This window comes from Achromobacter dolens, assembly GCF_902859745.1.
GTDB classification, from domain to species: domain Bacteria; phylum Pseudomonadota; class Gammaproteobacteria; order Burkholderiales; family Burkholderiaceae_B; genus Achromobacter; species Achromobacter dolens.
Window position 1 is genome coordinate 16,458 of record NZ_CADIJW010000017.1, and the last position, 15,323, is coordinate 31,780.

Consider the following 15,323-nt stretch of genomic DNA (forward strand, 5'->3'; position numbering starts at 1 on the left):
TGATGAGGCCAGCGCGGTCATTCATCAATATGAAAAACCGTCTATCTGCTATGAGCCAGGATGATATCGCCGGGCCGCCTGGCGTCCCGCCACGCCCGGCCTCAGGCGGAGGCGGCTTCCGCCTCGGCGACAGCGGCTTGCGCCGCCGCCACGGCCCGATGCGGCGGACGCGCCAGGCCGAGATGCTGGCGCAGCGTGGCGCCCTCATACTCACTGCGGAACAGGCCGCGGCGGCGCAGCTCCGGCAGCGCCAGTTCGATGAAGTCGTCCAGCCCGCCGGGCAGCCATGGCGACATGATGTTGAAGCCATCGGCGCCATCTTCCTCGAACCATTGCTGCAACTGGTCGGCCACGCTCTGCGGCGTGCCGACCACCTGCTGGTGGCCGCGGGCGCCGGCGATGCGCAGGTACAGCTCGCGGATCGTCAGGTTGTCGCGCCGCGCCAGATCGATCAGCAACTGCTGGCGGCTCTTGCCGCCGTTGGTCTCGGGCAGGTCGGGCAGGGGCCCGTCGACCGGATACCCCGATAGGTCGAAGCCGCCGATCATGTTGGACAGCAACTGCACGCCGACCACCGGATGGATCAGGTCCTGCAGGCGCGAACTTGTCCTCGGCCTCGGCCTGGGTGCGGCCGATCACGGGAAAGATGCCGGGCATGATCTTGATATCGTCGGGATCGCGGCCGTACGCCACGGCGCGGCCCTTGATGTCGCGGTAGAACGCCTGGGCTTCGTCGAAGGTCTGGTGGGCCACGAAGATGACCTCGGCGGTGCGCGCCGCCAGGTCGCGGCCGGCGGGCGAGGCGCCGGCCTGCACCACCACCGGCCGGCCCTGCGGCGAACGCGACACGTTCAACGGCCCGCGCACCGAGAAATGCTCGCCGCGATGGCGCAGCGGATGCAGCTTGGCGGGGTCGAAGTACTGGCCGCTGGCCTTGTCGCGCAGGAAGGCGTCGTCCTCCCAACTGTCCCACAACCCCAGCACCACGTCGTGGAATTCGGCGGCGCGGGCGTAGCGGCGGGCGTGTTCCACGTGTTCGTCCAGGTTGAAGTTCTGCGCCTCGCCCTGGCCGCTGGAGGTCACCAGGTTCCAGCCCGAACGGCCGCCGCTGATGTGGTCGAGCGAGGCGAACTTGCGCGCCACGTGGTAGGGCTCGTTGTAGGTGGTGGAGACGGTGGCGATCAGGCCGATCTTCTCGGTCACGGCGGCCAGCGCCGACAGCAGCGTCAGCGGCTCGAAATGGTCGCTGCGCGCGGTGCGCGACAGCGACGGCAGGTCGGTGTTGCGCACGCCGACCGAGTCGGCCAGGAAGATCGCATCGAACTTGGCGGCCTCGGCGCGCCGCGCCAGTTCGACATAGTGGCGGAAATTGACCGGCGCATCGGCCTGGGCCTCGGGATGGCGCCAGGCGGCGATGTGGTGGCCGGTCTGCATCAGGAAGGCGCCGAGCTTGATCTGGCGCGAGGAGCGGGTCATGGGTTTCCCTCCAAAAGGAATGGCGGCCTCGCTCGGGCGGCGGCCGTCGGCAAGTGACGAAACAGGCGGTCAGGGCGCGACAAGTGGCGTGGCCGTCGCAGGCATCACCAGGCCATCCGCAGCGAGGCCAGCGACGGCAGCGCCGGCACGCCGCCGGCCGCCTCCGCGCCCAGCGGCGGGCTGTCGTCGGCGGGCGCGCCATCCGGCTCCAGGAAGTCGGACAGCACGTCGTCGCGCAGGCGGATGAAGCGTGGATCGCTGCGGTTGCGGGCGTGCGCCAGCGGCACGTCGACGATGCGGCGGATGCGCCCCGGGCGCGGCTGCATGATCACCACCCGGTCGCCCAGGTAGACCGCTTCCTCGACATCGTGCGTCACCAGGAGCATGGTGATGCGCTCCTTCTGCCAGATGCGCTGCAACTCGGTCTGCAGCCGCGCCCGGGTCAGCGCGTCGAGCGCCCCGAAGGGTTCGTCCAGCAGCAGCACGCGCGGCCGGTTGACCAGGCCGCGCGCGATCGCCACGCGCTGCGCCATGCCGCCCGAGATCTGGTGGGGATACGACTGCTCGAAGCCCTCCAGCCCCACCAGGGCGATGTGCTCGGCCACCCGGTCGCGCTTTTCGTTGTTGGAAATCGCCGCGTTGCGCAGGCCCACGGCGATGTTCTGCGCCACCGTCAGCCACGGGAACAGGCGGTGGTCCTGGAACACGATGCCGCGTTCCGGCCCGGTGCCGCGCACCGGCTCGCCGCCCAGCGTGATGGCGCCCTCGAAGCTGTCGTCCAGCCCCAGGATCAGGCGCAGCAGGGTGGACTTGCCGCAGCCGCTGGCGCCTACGATGGAAACGAACTGGCCTGCGGGGATGTCCAGGTCCACGCCCGTGAGCACCTGCAGCACGCCGCCCTCGGCCTGGGCGCTGGGATAACGCTTGCCGACCGCCTGCAGCGACAGGTCCAGCGAAGTAGGTTGAGTCATGCCTGAGTTTTCCTGCGGTTATTGGTCCTGCCCGCGCAGGCGCGCGAGCCGCCGTTCGGCCACGCGGGCCAGGGCATTCATGAGCCAGCCGATCACCCCGACCACGAACATGCCGAAGATCACCAGGTCCATCTGGAAATGTTCGCTGCCCTCGATCAGCAGGTTGCCGATGCCGACACCCGCCACCAGCAGGTATTCGGCGCCGATGGTGGCCAGCCAGGAATAGATCAGCGCCAGGTAGACGCCGGTGAAGATGGCCGGCGCGGCGGCCGGCAGCACCACCTGGGCGAAGGTCTGCCAGCGGCTGTAGCCGTAGACCCGCGCCACCTCCAGCAACTTGGGCGGCGCGTTGCGCACGCCATCGCAGGTGTTGACCACCACCGGCACCAGCGCCGCCAGCGACAGGAACACCACCTTGGCGGTGTCGCCCAGCCCGAACCACACCGAGATCAGCGGAATCCAGGCGAACAGCGAGATCTGTTTGAAGGTGTTGAAGCTCGGCCCCACCAGCCGGTTGAACAGCGGCGACAGGCCCAGCAGCACCCCCAGCAGCAGGCCCGAGACCGTGCCGATGGCGAATCCGGTCAGCTCGCGCGCCAGGCTGGCGCCCAGTGCGCGCCACAGCTTGCCGCCGACGATCTGGTCGGCGGCGGTGGCCAGCACCTTGCCGGGCGACACCAGCAGGGCCGAGTTCACCAGGTCGGCGCGCGCCAGCAGCCACCACAGCGCGATGGCGGCCACCGGCAGCACCAGGCCGCGCCAGCGGCCGCCACCGCGCACGGCCAGGGGTTGCGCCAGCGCCAGTTCGGCCGCGTCGCGCGAGGCAGGCGTGGGCGCGTTCATGGCCGCACCTGCACGTTGGCGGCGCCGCGGCGGCCGTGGATCAGGCGCGTCTCGGTCCAGTCGAGCAGCCGGTCGATGGCGTAACCGATGGCGCCCACCACGATCACCGCGGCCATCACCAGGTCGAGCTGGAACAGTTGGCGGCCATAGACGATCAGGTAGCCCAGGCCCTCGCTGGAGGCCACCAGCTCGACCACCACCAGCGACAGCCAGGCCTTGGTGAAGCCCAGCCGCAGGCCGGTGAAGAGCGTCGGCAGGGCCAGCGGCACCACCACCTCCAGCACTTCCTGGCGCCGGCTGTAGCCATAGACCCGCGCCACTTCGCGCAGCGTCGGACTGGCCTGGCGAAAGCCCTGCAAGGTATTGAGCGTGACGGGCACCAGCGCCGCCTTGGCGATCAGGATGTACTTGAGCGGTTCGCCGATGCCGACGATCAGCAGCACGAACGGCAGCCAGGCCAGCACCGGGATCTGCACCAGCGCGTTGAAGGTCGGCAGCACGTAGGCCTCGAGCCGGCGAGACAGGCCCATCGCCGTGCCCAGCAGCAGCCCCAGCAGGCTGCCCAGGGCAAAGCCGACCAGCACCCGTTGCAGGCTGGCGCGGGTGTTCAGCCACAGGTCGCCGCTGGTCGCCAGGTCGCGCAGGGTGTCCCAGACGAAGGCGGGCGGCGGCAGCACCTGGGGCGAGATCCAGCCCTGGCTGGCGCCAGTCTGCCACAGCGTCAGCAGCGCCAGCGGCAGCAGCCAGGGCGCGGCGGTCCAGGCCGCCTGGCGCGCCCAGGCCGGCGCCGGGGCCAGGCGCGGCAGGGCGTGATGAGAAAGAGAGGCCATGGCGCGGTCCCGTCAGCGCGCAGCCTGCGCCGGGCCCGATACCGGCTTGCCGGCGGCGTCGAACGCGGTCCAGTAGCGCTCCAGCCCCTGGGCCTTGAGCGCATTCTGCAGATAGCGCGGATCGAACCAGCCGTCCAGCGAGACCTCGCGGCGGATCAGCTTGAGCTTGGCGGCGTCGGCCACCACCGCCTTGTAGCGGGCGATGATGAAGTCGTCGATCAGCGGCGAGTTGCGCGAGGCCAGGTCCTGCTTGTCGAACTCGGCCTGCCACGAGGCGTAGGGCACGCCGCTCTTTTCCCAGATCTTGAAGAGGGCGTCGCGGTTCTTCTCGTCGGACGACCACTGCGCGGCGCGCACGAACACGTCCACCACCTTCTGCACCTGGGCGGGATTCTCGCGCTCGAAGTCCTCGCGCACCAGCAGCGAGGCCTGGCGGGTGTAGGCGGGATCCTGGCCCTGGGTGCTGTAGATGACCTTGGCCAGGCCCTGGTCGCGCACCTTGAACCATTCGTAGCCGCCGAAGGCCGCGTCCACGCCGTTGGACACCAGCGCCGCCTGGGCGCTGCCGGCATCCAGGTTGACGCCCTTGATGTCGCGCTCCGCCAGGCCATGCGCGGCCAGCACGTTGATCGCCACCAGGTGGCCGTTGGTGCCGCGGAAGATCGACACCTTGCGGTCCTTCAGGTCCTCGATGGACTTGAGCGGGGAGTTCGGCGGCGTCACCAGGTACAGGTTGTTGCGCGCGCCGCTGACCAGCAGCAGCTTGGTCTTCAGGCCGTTGGCGCGGCCCACCACCTGCGGCAGGTCGCCCTGGTAGGCGAAGTCGATCTGCTTGTTCGACAGCGCCTCGTTGACGGCCGGGCCGGCGCCCTTGAAGAACAGCCACTCGACCTTGACGCCGTCGGCGGCGAAGGCCTGTTCCAGCCACTGGTTGACGCGCACCACGCCGCCGGGCGAGCCGCCCCAGGTGATCGGGTCGCCGCCGCCGGCCGTGGCCACGCCGACGCGGATCACGTCGGCGGCCCGGGCGCTGCCGCCCCATGCCGCCAGGGCCACCAGGCCCAGTGCGGCAACGCGTTTACTCAGGATCATCAATGACTTCATGGAAAGACTCATTCAGGAAAGGATCGGGCAACCGGCCGGCATCACGCCGCCCGGCGGTCAGGCAAACAGCGGCGGGCGGGATCAGGCGGCCGCGCGCGCGGGCGCGGCGGCGAGCTTGCGCTCGATGGCGGTGCCCTGGAAGAAGGCCGGATTGGCCTCGGTATAGAAGCGGTAGGGGTTGCCGAACACCAGCGCCTTGAAGTCCTGCGCGCTGATCACGCCCTGTTCGACCAGGTCCCAGCTTTCGGCCAGCGGCGCGGTGAGGTCGGGCACGTCCCAGTGGCCGATGTCCGAGGACCAGATGGCGTTGATCTTCACGCCGAGCGGGTTGACCTTGTCGTTGAAGGCCGCCGCCACGGTGCGGTCGTCGGATTCCGAGCCGAAGTAGAAGCTGTCGACCCAGCGCTTGCGGATGTCCTCGACCGATTCGATGCCGGCGGCGGCGAAATCGTCCAGTTCGTCCGGATGCGGGTCGCGGCTGTGCGGCAGGGCCGAGATGCCCAGGCTGTCGCGCAGCAACTGCTGCGGGTCGATGTCGCGGCCCCGGATGAAATCGGCGCCGTAGCGCTGGAACAGCTCGTGCAGCAGCGCCACGTCGGCGTTGGCCGGGTTGTAGTTCTGCACCGCCGCGCGGTTGCGCTTTTCCCAGCGGTCCACCAGGTGGGTGTAGACGTGCGAGCCCCAGTCGGCGCCGCCTTCCAGCAGCGCCACGCGCAGGTTCGGAAAGCGCCGCGTGACGCCGCCGAAGAACAGCGCCTTGGCGAAGGCCTGCGAGCCATCGGCGAAGTGGCCGATGTGGTTGAACATGTAGTTGCTGATGGAATGGCGCCCGGTCCAGCCCTGGCTGCCGTAGTGCGTGGTGACCGGCAGGCCCAGCTCGACCACCTTGGCCCAGAACGGGTCGTAGTCGTACTCGCTGTCGATGCCGTAGAAGTCGATGTAGCTGGCGTGTTTCGAGATCTCGGGATGGTCGGCGGCGGGATACTTGCGCGCGATCGCCTTGATCGGCCGCTTCACGCCGCCGGCGATGTTGATGACTTTCAGGCCCAGCGTCTTGACCGCGAACTCCAGTTCCTCGATGCCTTCCTGCGGCGTGTTCAGCGGAATGCCGGCCACCGGCGTCAGGCGGTCGCTGTACTTGCGGTACTGGTCGGCATGGAAGTGGTTGATGGCGCGGTGCAGCGGCTGGCGGAACTCGTCGCCCGCGGCCAGCGGCGCCAGGACGTCATTGGGGAATAGCACGGAGTAGTCCGCGCCTTGCTCGGCCAGGCGCTCGTTGAGCAGCTCGGGCAGGGTGTAGGTGGCCAGGTCCAGCGTGTTGCGCGTGACCCGCGCCCACCAGGGCGAGCGCAGGGTGCGGTTGTCCTGGCGCTCGGCCGGCGTCTGCTGGTACCAGTCCTTGCCACCGCTCTTGGTGGCGAAGCGCGAGCCCAGCGCCTTGCGCAGCGCATCCACCAGCTTGCCACCGCCGTAGTGCTGGACATAGTCCTCCAGGACCGGCGCGTAATCGTTGACGTGCACGTCGGTGTCGATCACCGGGAAATCCAGGGTCGCCTTGACGGCGGCGGATCGTGACGCGTGGCTCGGGTGCAAAGGCTGGTTCATGCTGGCGCTCTCCGTGGGTCATGTCGCGAGGCGCAGGGGAAGGTCCCTGCTTGCCCGGCAAACATTACGGGAGCGCCGCGCGGCGACCAACGAAGGATTGGTTGTTTAGTTGTGCGTCATGACCAAATAACCAGCGCACGCTCGACGCGCCGGCTTATAGCCATATAGCGCCAGGTTGGTTCGCCTGGCCGTCGGAGCGCGCTATCTTTTTCGTTTCGGCGAAAACAGGGTTCTTGTCATGCCAGCGCAACGTCAACTCAAGCTGGGCGCGTTCATGCGCCCCGTCAGCATCCACACCGGCGCCTGGCGCTACCCCGGCGCCCAGCGCGACGCCAATTTCAACTTCGAGCACCTCAAGCGCTACGCCCAGGCGCTGGAGCGGGCGCGCTTCGACGCGTTCTTCATGGCGGATCACCTGGCGCTGCTGAACATGCCGATCGAGGCGCTCAAGCGCAGCCATACCGCCACTTCGTTCGAGCCGTTCACGCTGCTGTCCGCGTTGAGCCAGGTGACCGAGCGGCTGGGGCTGGTGGCGACCGCGTCGACCACCTTCGATGAACCGTTCCACGTGGCGCGGCGCTTCGCCTCGCTCGACCACCTGAGCCAGGGGCGCGCCGGCTGGAACATCGTGACCACCTCCAATCCCGACGCCGCGCTCAATTTCGGCCGCACCGAACAGCCCGACCATGCCCGGCGTTATGCCCGCGCCCGCGAGTTCTACGACGTGGTCACGGGCCTGTGGGACAGTTGGGCCGACGACGCCTTCATCCGCGACGCCGACAGCGGCATCTATTTCGACCCGGCGCGCCTGCGCACGCTGGATCACCGCGGCGAACACCTGTCGGTGCGCGGACCGCTGCACATCGCGCGGCCGGTGCAGGGCTGGCCGGTGATCGTGCAGGCGGGCGCCTCCGAGCCCGGCCGGCAACTGGCGGCGGAGACCGCCGAGGTGGTATTCGCCGCCTCTGCCACGCTGGAGGACGGGCAACGCTTCTATGCCGACGTCAAGGGCCGCATGGACGCGCTGGGGCGCGACCGCGACCATCTCAAGATCCTGCCCGGCGTGCTGGTGGTGGTGGGCGAGACCGATGACCAGGCGCGGGCCATCCGCGCGCGCCTGGACAGCCTGGTGCACTACGAAAGCGCGATCGCCTCGCTGTCGGTCGCGCTGGGGTGCGACGCCTCGCGCTTCGATCCGGACGCGCCGCTGCCGCCGTTGCCCGAGACCAACGCCAGCAAGAGCAGCCAGGAACGCGTGCTGCGCCTGGCCGAGCGCGAATCGCTCACGGTGCGTCAACTGGCGCAGCGCCTGGGCGGCTATGGCGGGCTGGCGATGGTCGGCACCGCCGCGCGCATCGCCGACCAGATGCAGGAATGGCTGGAGACCGAGGCATCCGACGGCTTCAACGTCATGTTCCCGTGGCTGCCGGGCGGCCTGGACGCTTTCGTCGGCCAGGTCGTGCCGGAACTGCAGCGGCGCGGCATCTTCCGGCGCGAGTACGAGGGCCGCACCCTGCGCGAGAACCTGGGGCTGCCGCGTCCGGCCAACCGCCATTTCACGCCGTGACGGGCGCCGCGGTCAGTGCGTCGGCGCGGGACGGGCCTCGCCCCGGCGCCGCTCCATATAGGTCTTGACCACCAGTGTCAGCAGCGCCATGCAGGCCAGCAGCGCCGCCGCCGTGAAGGCGGCAACGGTCTTGTAGTCATCGTTGAGCTGTTCGATCAGCAGCGGCAGCGTCAGCGTCTTGCCCCGGATGGCGCCGGCCACCACCGACACCGCGCCGAACTCGCCGACCGCGCGCGCATTGGTGATGACCGCGCCGTACAGCAGGCCCCACTTGATGTTGGGCAGTGTCACGCGGCGGAAGATCTGCCAGCCGCTGGCGCCCAGCGTCAGCGCGGCCAGTTCCTCTTCCTGGCCTTGCGCCTGCATCAGCGGAATCAGCAGGCGCGCGACGAACGGCGAGGTCACGAACACCGTCACCATCAGGATGCCGGGCCAGGCGAACATCAGTTGCACGCCGTGGCCGCTGAGCCAGCGGCCGAAGATGCCTTCCAGGCCGTACACCACCAGGTAGCACAGGCCCGCCACCACCGGCGAGGTGGCGTAGGGAATGTCGACCAGCGCCACCAGCAGGCGGCGGCCGCGGAAATCGTAGCGTGTCACGCACCAGGCCAGCAGCACGCCGAACACCAGGTTGACGGGCACGCTGACCACCGCGGCCAGCAAGGTCAGGCCGATGGCGGCGCGCATGTCGCTGGCGCCCAGGTTCTGCAGCAGGGCGTCGAAGCCGCCGGCGATCACCCGGGCGAAGATCAGGGCCAGCGGCAAGGCCAGCAACAGCAGGGCGGCGAGCAGGCCGGCGCCGATCAGCAGGCGGCGCGGCCAGGGGGAAGGGCGCGTCATGGCTCAGATTCCCGGCACGCGCTGCCACGGCAGCAGGCGGCCCTGCAGCACCTGCAGGGCGAACAGCAGCAGCAGGGAGGCCGCCAGCACCACGGTCGCGATGGCGGCGGCGGCGGGGTAGTTGTATTCGGCCAGGCGGCTGAAGATCATCAACGACGTCACCTCGGTCTTGTAGGGAATGTTGCCGGCGATCATGACCACCGCGCCGAACTCGCCCAGGCTGCGGATGAAGGCCTGCGAGCCGCCGGTGAACAAGGCCGGCACCAGCGCCGGCAGCAGGATGCGCCAGGCGGTCTGGCCCGGGCTGGCGCCGAGCGTGCGGGCGGCTTCCTCGTATTCGGCCCCGATGTCGGCCAGCACCGGCTGCACCGAGCGCACCACGAACGGCAGGCTGGTGAAGATCATGGCGATCACCAGGCCCGGGAATGCATACGAAATCTTGATGCCCAGCGGCGCGAACCATTGGCCGACCCAGCCGCCCGGCGCCAGCAGCACCGACAGGGTCAGCCCGGCCACGGCCGTGGGCAGCGCGAATGGCAGGTCGATGGCGGCGTCCAGCAGGGCCCGCCCGGGGAAGCGGTAGCGCACCAGGATCCAGGCCAGCAACAGGCCGATGACCAGCACCACGGCGGTCGAATAGAACGCCGCCAGCAGCGTGACGCGGTAGCTGGCGAGCACGCGCGGGTCGGTGACGGCCTGCCAGTACTGGCCCCAGCTCATCTGGCTGCTGTAGAGCGGCAGGGCCGACAGCGGCAACAGGATCACGAGCGTGATGAACAGGCTGCTGACGCCGAAACTGAGGCCGAAGCCGGGCAGGACGGGATGCTGCCGGAAGAACGTGGACATGCGGACCTGAACGTAAAAACGCCAGCCACCCTCGCGGGCGGCCGGCTGACGAGACGGAAGGCGGGGATCGACGCGGCGCGTCAGCGGCCGGCGCCCAGCAGTTGGTCGAGCACGCCGTTGGCGGCGAAGTGGGTCTTGGTGATCTGGTCCCACGAGCCCAGCACGTCCTGCGGATTGATCAGCCGGATCGACGGAAAGCGGCTGGCCGCGGCCTTGACCGCCTCGGGGTCATGCACCCGGTAGTTGAAATCGGTCAGCAGCTTCTGGATGGCAGGCGAGTACTGGAATTGCAGATAGGCCTCGGCGACCTTGCGCGTGCCTTTCTCGTCGGCGACCTTGTCGACCACCGCCACCGGGAACTCGGCCAGCACGCTGACCGGCGGCACCACCACCTCGAAGCCCTGCGCCTTGAACTCGTCGCCCTTGGCGATGTTGTTGACCTCGGATTCGAAGGTCAGCAGCGCGTCGCCCTGGTTGTTCTGGGCAAACGCCACGGTCGCGCCGCGGCCGCCGGTGGGAAAGCTCTCCACGTTCTTGAGCAGCTTGCCGACGAAGGTGCGGGTCTGCGCGTCGTCGCCCTTGAACTTCTCGTTGGCGTAGAGCCAGGCGCCCAGGTACGAGTAGCGCGCGTTGCCCGAGGTCTTGGGATTCGGGAACACCAGCTTGACGTCGTCGCGCACCAGGTCGTCCCAGGTCTTGATGTTCTTGGGATTGCCCTTGCGCACCAGGAAGGCGATGGTGCTGTAGTAGGGCGAGCTGTTGTTGGCGAACTTCTTCTGCCAGTCGGCGGCCAGCAGCTTGTTCTGCGCCAGAATGTCGACGTCGGGCACCTGGTTGAAGGTCACCACGTCGGCCTTCAGGCCCTGGATGATCGACTGCGCCTGGCGCGAGGTGCCGGCGAACGACTGTTCGATCGTGACGTCCTGCCCGGTCCTGGCCTTCCAGTCGGCCTGGAATTTCGGATTGATGGCGGCGAACAGTTCGCGCGCGATGTCATAGGACGTGTTGAGCAGGGCCTGGGGCGCTTGCTGGGCTTGGGCGGCGCTGGCGGCCAGCGCCGTCAGCGTCAGGGCCGAGGCGAGCAGTCGTTTGAGCAAAGGGCTTCTCCGGATGAAAGACGCTACGCGGGAAACCCGCGGCCGGGGCGAAAGGCCCCGATACCGCATGATGCTTATGCCGGCCGATATTTGGAAATATTCAATTACCTTTAACTCATAGCCGGGCGTTGTAACCGGCGCGCCGCACCCGCGTTTTCCGGCATGTGGTGGTCTTGCGGATCGACCAGGCCTGGCGCGGGCGGCGCCGGTCTCACGGGAACGCCATCAACGCGTCGCTTTCCGCGGGATCGAGCTCGATCAGTTCGACCCGTTCCGGCGCCATCTCCTTGACCAGCCGGATCAGCATGCGGGCGAACTCGCGCGCCTGCTCCGACGGCGCAAAGGCGCTGGGCAACAGGAAGCCGTAGGGCATGGTCAGCCGCGGCTCGAAATCGCGCAGCACGATGCCCGGCACATTGGCCGCCAGGATCGGATCGGCCAGCGCAATGCCGATGCCCAGCGCCGCCAACTGGCAGGCCGACTGGCCGGAGGAAGTTTCCATCACCAGCCGCAACGGCAGCCGGCGCCTGGCCATCAGATCGTCGATGTGCTGACGCAGCAGGGTGAACGGGCGCAGCGCGATGAAAGGCTCGTCCTGGATGTCGTCGGCGGTGACCACCGCCTTGGCCGCCAGCCGATGGCCCTCGGGCATGGCGATCACCAGCCGCACCTGGGCGAAGGTGCGCGAGATGATGCCGGGGAAGTCGATCGGCAGCGCCGCCACGCCCAGGTCGAACTGCTGCCCGGACATCCACAGGCCGACGTCGACCCGCGAGCGCACCTCCAGCGACACCCGCGTATGCGGATGACTGCGGGCAAACTCGGCGATGGCGCGCGGCGTGACGCTGTAGGCGAAATACGGCTGGGTCAGGATGCGCAGCCAGGCGTCCTGCCTGTCGCGGATCGAATCGGCGATGCGCGAGACCTCTTCGAACCCGGCCAGGATGTGGCGCGTGCCTTCGTAAAAGCGCAGGCATTCCTGCGTCGGGATCAGGCCGCGCCCCTGGCGCAGGAACAGCGGAAAGCCGACTTCCTCCTCCAGCGCCGAGATCAGCCGGCTGATCTGCGGCTGGGTCCGATGCATGCGATGCGCGGCCTCGGTAACGCTGCCGGTCTCGAGCACGGCGCGCAGCGCCTGCAGGCGGTTCAGGCGCATAGGGACAAACCCCGATGGGTCGGACAGGGGGGTGGCGCTAGTTGGATACCGCGCCAGAGGGAAAATCGCCTTGGCTGCGCCAACACATTACAAAAGCGCATGAATCAATACTCCAAACGAAATTGACGCATGAATTCACGCAATCTTAGGATCATCCCACCTTCAATGAAAGAGGCGCGGCGTGAATATCCTCGACAAACCGGTTTCCGTGGGCGGACCCGCGGCACTTTTTCCCGATGACCGCAACGGCATCGAACAGCTCGACTGGAGCAATATCGGCGACGCGTTTCCGATCAAGCAGCGGCGGGCCTACCTGAACAACGCCTCGATCGGAGCGCTGAGCCTGCCGGTGGTGGCGGCGGTGAACCGCTTCATGGAGGACGTGCGCGACAACGGCCGCAACGCCTATCCCGAGTGGTGCCGCTACGCCGAGGAGACCATCAAGGCCCGCATCGGCCGCCTGATCGGCGCCCATCGCGATGAGATCGCCTACGTCAAGAACACCACCGAAGGGCTGGTTAACGTGGCCAACGGCTTTCCCTGGCGCGACGGCGACAACCTGATCCTGCCGGACATCGAATACCCGTCCAACGTCTATTGCTGGATGAAGCTGGCCGCGCGCGGCGTGACCATCCGCTGGGTCAAGAACCGCAACGGCCGCATCCTCGTCGATGACATCCGCAAGCTGATGGATGACCGCACCCGCCTGGTGTCGCTGAGCGCGGTGCAGTTCTCCAACGGCTTTCGCCAGGACCTGGAGGCCACCGCCAACCTGTGCAACGAGCGCGGCGTCTACCTGAACCTGGACGCGATCCAGTGGGCCGGTTCGCTCGAACTGGACGTGGAGAGGCTGGGCGTCCATTTCCTGTCGGTGGGCGGCCACAAGTGGATGCTGGCGCCGATCGGCACCGGCTATTTCTATTGCCGCAAGAGCGTGCTGGGCCTGCTGGATCCGCCCAGCGTGGGCTATCACAGCGTCGACAGCACCGAGGACCACATGCACTACCTGCTGGAGTACCGGGCCAACGCCGGGCGCTTCGAGGAGGCCCTGGCCAACTTCACCGGCATCTGGGGCCTGGACGCCGCGGTGCGCATCCAATTGGCGCTGACGCCGGCCCGGATCGAATCGCATATCCTGGAGCTGACCGATTACGCCAGCGCCGCGCTGCAACGCAAGGGCTACCAGATCGTCAGCTCGCGCGCGCCGGGCGAGGCCTCGGGCAACCTGTCGTTCAAGCACTCGGGCCAGGATGCGCAGGAACTGGCGCTGCGCCTGCGCGAGGCGGGCGTGGATCTGGCGGTGCGCGGCGGCAACCTGCGCATTTCGCCGAGCTACTACAACGATTCCACTGAAATTGACCGCCTGGTCGAGGCGCTGCCGTCCTGAGGGCGCGCCTGGCAAGCGGATAATCCAGAGCAAAAGGGGTACAACATGACGTTCAAGCAGACCTGGCGCCGGATGGCGCAACTGGCGGGCGCGTGCGCGCTGGCGGCCGCCGCCGCGGTCGCGCACGCGGCCGACACGCCCAAGCCCGGCGGCACGCTGCGCTATGGCACGGTGTCGGAAATCGTGTCGCTCGATCCGCACGTCTACGGCGGCAGCGCCTGGAAGGTCCTGATCGAGGCGCTCTACAGCCCGCTGGCGGGCTACGACAAGAGCGGCGCCATCGTGCCGCGCCTGGCGCAAAGCTGGGACCAGCCCGACGCCCGCACGATCGTGTTCCACCTGCGGCCCGACGTGGCGTTCCAGGACGGCACGCCGGTGACCGCCGACGACGTCAAGTTCTCGCTCGACCGCATCCTGGAGCCGGGCACCGGCGCCACGCTGCGCTCGAACCTGCTGGGCGCCACCGTCACCGTGGTGGATCGCGCCACCGTCAAGGTCGAAAAGCCGTCGCCCGACGCCACCATGCTGAGCGTGCTGGCCTTGCCCGAGGCGGCCATCGTGTCGCGCAAGTGGGTCGAGAGCGGCGCCAACCTGAAGCTGTCGGCCAACGGCACCGGCCCGTTCCTCTTGAAGAGCTACGAACCCGCCGTGCGCGCCAGCCTGGTGCGCAACCCGCGCTATTTTGTGGCCGGGCAGCCGTACCTGGACGGCGTTGACTTCCGCATGATCAAAAGCGACGACGCGCGCGTCAACGCGCTGCGCAGCCAGTCGCTGGACATGATCGACTTCGTGCCGTGGAAGGACATCGACGTCCTGCGCCGCAATGCCGGCACCAGGATCGACACCGCCGGCGGCGCCTTCATGAGCGTCTGGTTCAACGCCAGCAAGAAGCCGTTCGATGATGCCCGCGTGCGCCGCGCGGTGTCGTACGCCATCGACCGCGAGGCCGTGTCCAAGGCCGCCTTCTTCGGCTATGGCAAGCCCATCTACGGCGCGCCGACGCCCGAGGATTCGCCGTACTACGACAAGTCGCTGGACGGCACCTACAAGCGCGACACCGCCAAGGCCCGCGCGCTGCTGGCCGAGGCTGGCTACGCCAATGGCGTGGACGCGTCGATGGTGGTGTTCCAGGGCCTGGGCATCTACACCACGATGGCGCAGGTGGTGCAGGCCAACCTGAAGGATGTCGGCATCAACCTGAAGCTGGAGCCGGTCGAATGGGCCACGCTGGTCGAGCGCAAGAACCGCGGCGACTATGACTCGATGATCTATGGCGTGTCGGTCAAGCTGCCCGACCCCGATGCCTACGCCTATTACCTGGGCGGCGACTCCAGCTATTGGGCAAAGCCGATCGGCTACCGCGACCCCGAGCTGGAAAAACTGCTGGCCGAGGGCCGCGCGCTGACCGACACGAAGGCGCGCCAGCCGATCTACCAGCAGGCCGAAAAGCGCATCCTGGAGACCAGTCCCTGGGTGTTCGTGAGCTGGCGCGAACAGGCCCAGGGCTACTTGCGCAAGGTGCACGGCTACACGCAGTTGGGCGGCGCGCTGAGCGAAAGCAGCCCGGGCATTTCGCTGCCGACCATGTGGATCAACTGAGG

The 15,323-nt window shown here is 68.2% G+C and carries 12 protein-coding genes and 1 pseudogene; 3 read left to right on the forward strand and 10 right to left on the reverse strand.

The annotated features are described in order from the left end of the window. Window positions 1–101 precede the first annotated feature (101 nt). The 6 genes and pseudogenes from HV783_RS29655 to HV783_RS14445 form a co-directional block, all read right to left on the reverse strand. Window positions 102–1,476, reverse strand: a pseudogene (locus HV783_RS29655) (LLM class flavin-dependent oxidoreductase). 104 nt (window positions 1,477–1,580) lie between these two features. After that, window positions 1,581–2,447: an ABC transporter ATP-binding protein gene (locus tag HV783_RS14425; protein ID WP_064525120.1), complete on the reverse strand. Its 867-nt coding sequence runs from the start codon at window positions 2,445–2,447 to the stop codon at window positions 1,581–1,583. A gap of 18 nt (window positions 2,448–2,465) precedes the next feature. Beyond that, window positions 2,466–3,290, reverse strand: a complete 825-nt coding sequence (locus HV783_RS14430; protein WP_116793538.1) for an ABC transporter permease — start codon at window positions 3,288–3,290, stop codon at window positions 2,466–2,468. Further along, the gene (locus tag HV783_RS14435) at window positions 3,287–4,120 is read right to left on the reverse strand and encodes an ABC transporter permease (protein ID WP_240317424.1); all 834 of its coding nucleotides are present in this window, start codon (window positions 4,118–4,120) and stop codon (window positions 3,287–3,289) included. The genes HV783_RS14430 and HV783_RS14435 overlap by 4 nt, the downstream gene beginning before the upstream one ends. 12 nt (window positions 4,121–4,132) lie before the next feature. Beyond that, window positions 4,133–5,224 (reverse strand): ABC transporter substrate-binding protein, encoded by a 1,092-nt coding sequence (locus HV783_RS14440; protein ID WP_054502456.1) that lies wholly within the window; start codon window positions 5,222–5,224, stop codon window positions 4,133–4,135. An 81-nt stretch (window positions 5,225–5,305) separates the two neighbouring features. Then, window positions 5,306–6,829 carry an amidohydrolase family protein gene (locus HV783_RS14445; RefSeq protein WP_175189359.1) on the reverse strand — a complete coding sequence of 508 codons (1,524 nt, stop codon included), beginning with the start codon at window positions 6,827–6,829 and terminating at the stop codon, window positions 5,306–5,308. A 238-nt stretch (window positions 6,830–7,067) separates the two neighbouring features. Between HV783_RS14445 and HV783_RS14450 the strand changes: the two genes are divergently transcribed. Next, complete coding sequence (locus HV783_RS14450; RefSeq protein WP_064525129.1) at window positions 7,068–8,396, forward strand: LLM class flavin-dependent oxidoreductase; 1,329 nt, start codon at window positions 7,068–7,070, stop codon at window positions 8,394–8,396. A 12-nt stretch (window positions 8,397–8,408) separates the two neighbouring features. Here the strand turns inward: HV783_RS14450 and cysW are convergent, their stop codons facing one another. The 4 genes from cysW to HV783_RS14470 all read right to left on the reverse strand — a co-directional run bounded on the left by cysW (window position 8,409) and on the right by HV783_RS14470 (window position 12,335). Then, window positions 8,409–9,236 (reverse strand): sulfate ABC transporter permease subunit CysW, encoded by an 828-nt coding sequence (gene cysW / locus HV783_RS14455; protein ID WP_054502459.1) that lies wholly within the window; start codon window positions 9,234–9,236, stop codon window positions 8,409–8,411. Window positions 9,237–9,239: 3 nt separating this feature from the next. Then, on the reverse strand, window positions 9,240–10,082 hold the full coding sequence (gene cysT / locus HV783_RS14460) for a sulfate ABC transporter permease subunit CysT (protein ID WP_054430478.1): 843 nt from the start codon (window positions 10,080–10,082) through the stop codon (window positions 9,240–9,242). 80 nt (window positions 10,083–10,162) lie between these two features. After that, on the reverse strand, window positions 10,163–11,179 hold the full coding sequence (gene cysP, locus HV783_RS14465) for a thiosulfate ABC transporter substrate-binding protein CysP (RefSeq protein ID WP_175167791.1): 1,017 nt from the start codon (window positions 11,177–11,179) through the stop codon (window positions 10,163–10,165). 211 nt (window positions 11,180–11,390) lie between these two features. After that, the gene (locus tag HV783_RS14470; protein ID WP_054502460.1) at window positions 11,391–12,335 is read right to left on the reverse strand and encodes a LysR family transcriptional regulator; all 945 of its coding nucleotides are present in this window, start codon (window positions 12,333–12,335) and stop codon (window positions 11,391–11,393) included. Between the two features lie 181 nt (window positions 12,336–12,516). Between HV783_RS14470 and HV783_RS14475 the strand changes: the two genes are divergently transcribed. Continuing rightward, window positions 12,517–13,722, forward strand: a complete 1,206-nt coding sequence (locus HV783_RS14475) for an aminotransferase class V-fold PLP-dependent enzyme (protein ID WP_054502461.1) — start codon at window positions 12,517–12,519, stop codon at window positions 13,720–13,722. A 45-nt stretch (window positions 13,723–13,767) separates the two neighbouring features. Then, window positions 13,768–15,321 (forward strand): ABC transporter substrate-binding protein, encoded by a 1,554-nt coding sequence (locus tag HV783_RS14480; protein ID WP_054502462.1) that lies wholly within the window; start codon window positions 13,768–13,770, stop codon window positions 15,319–15,321. Window positions 15,322–15,323 lie beyond the last annotated feature (2 nt).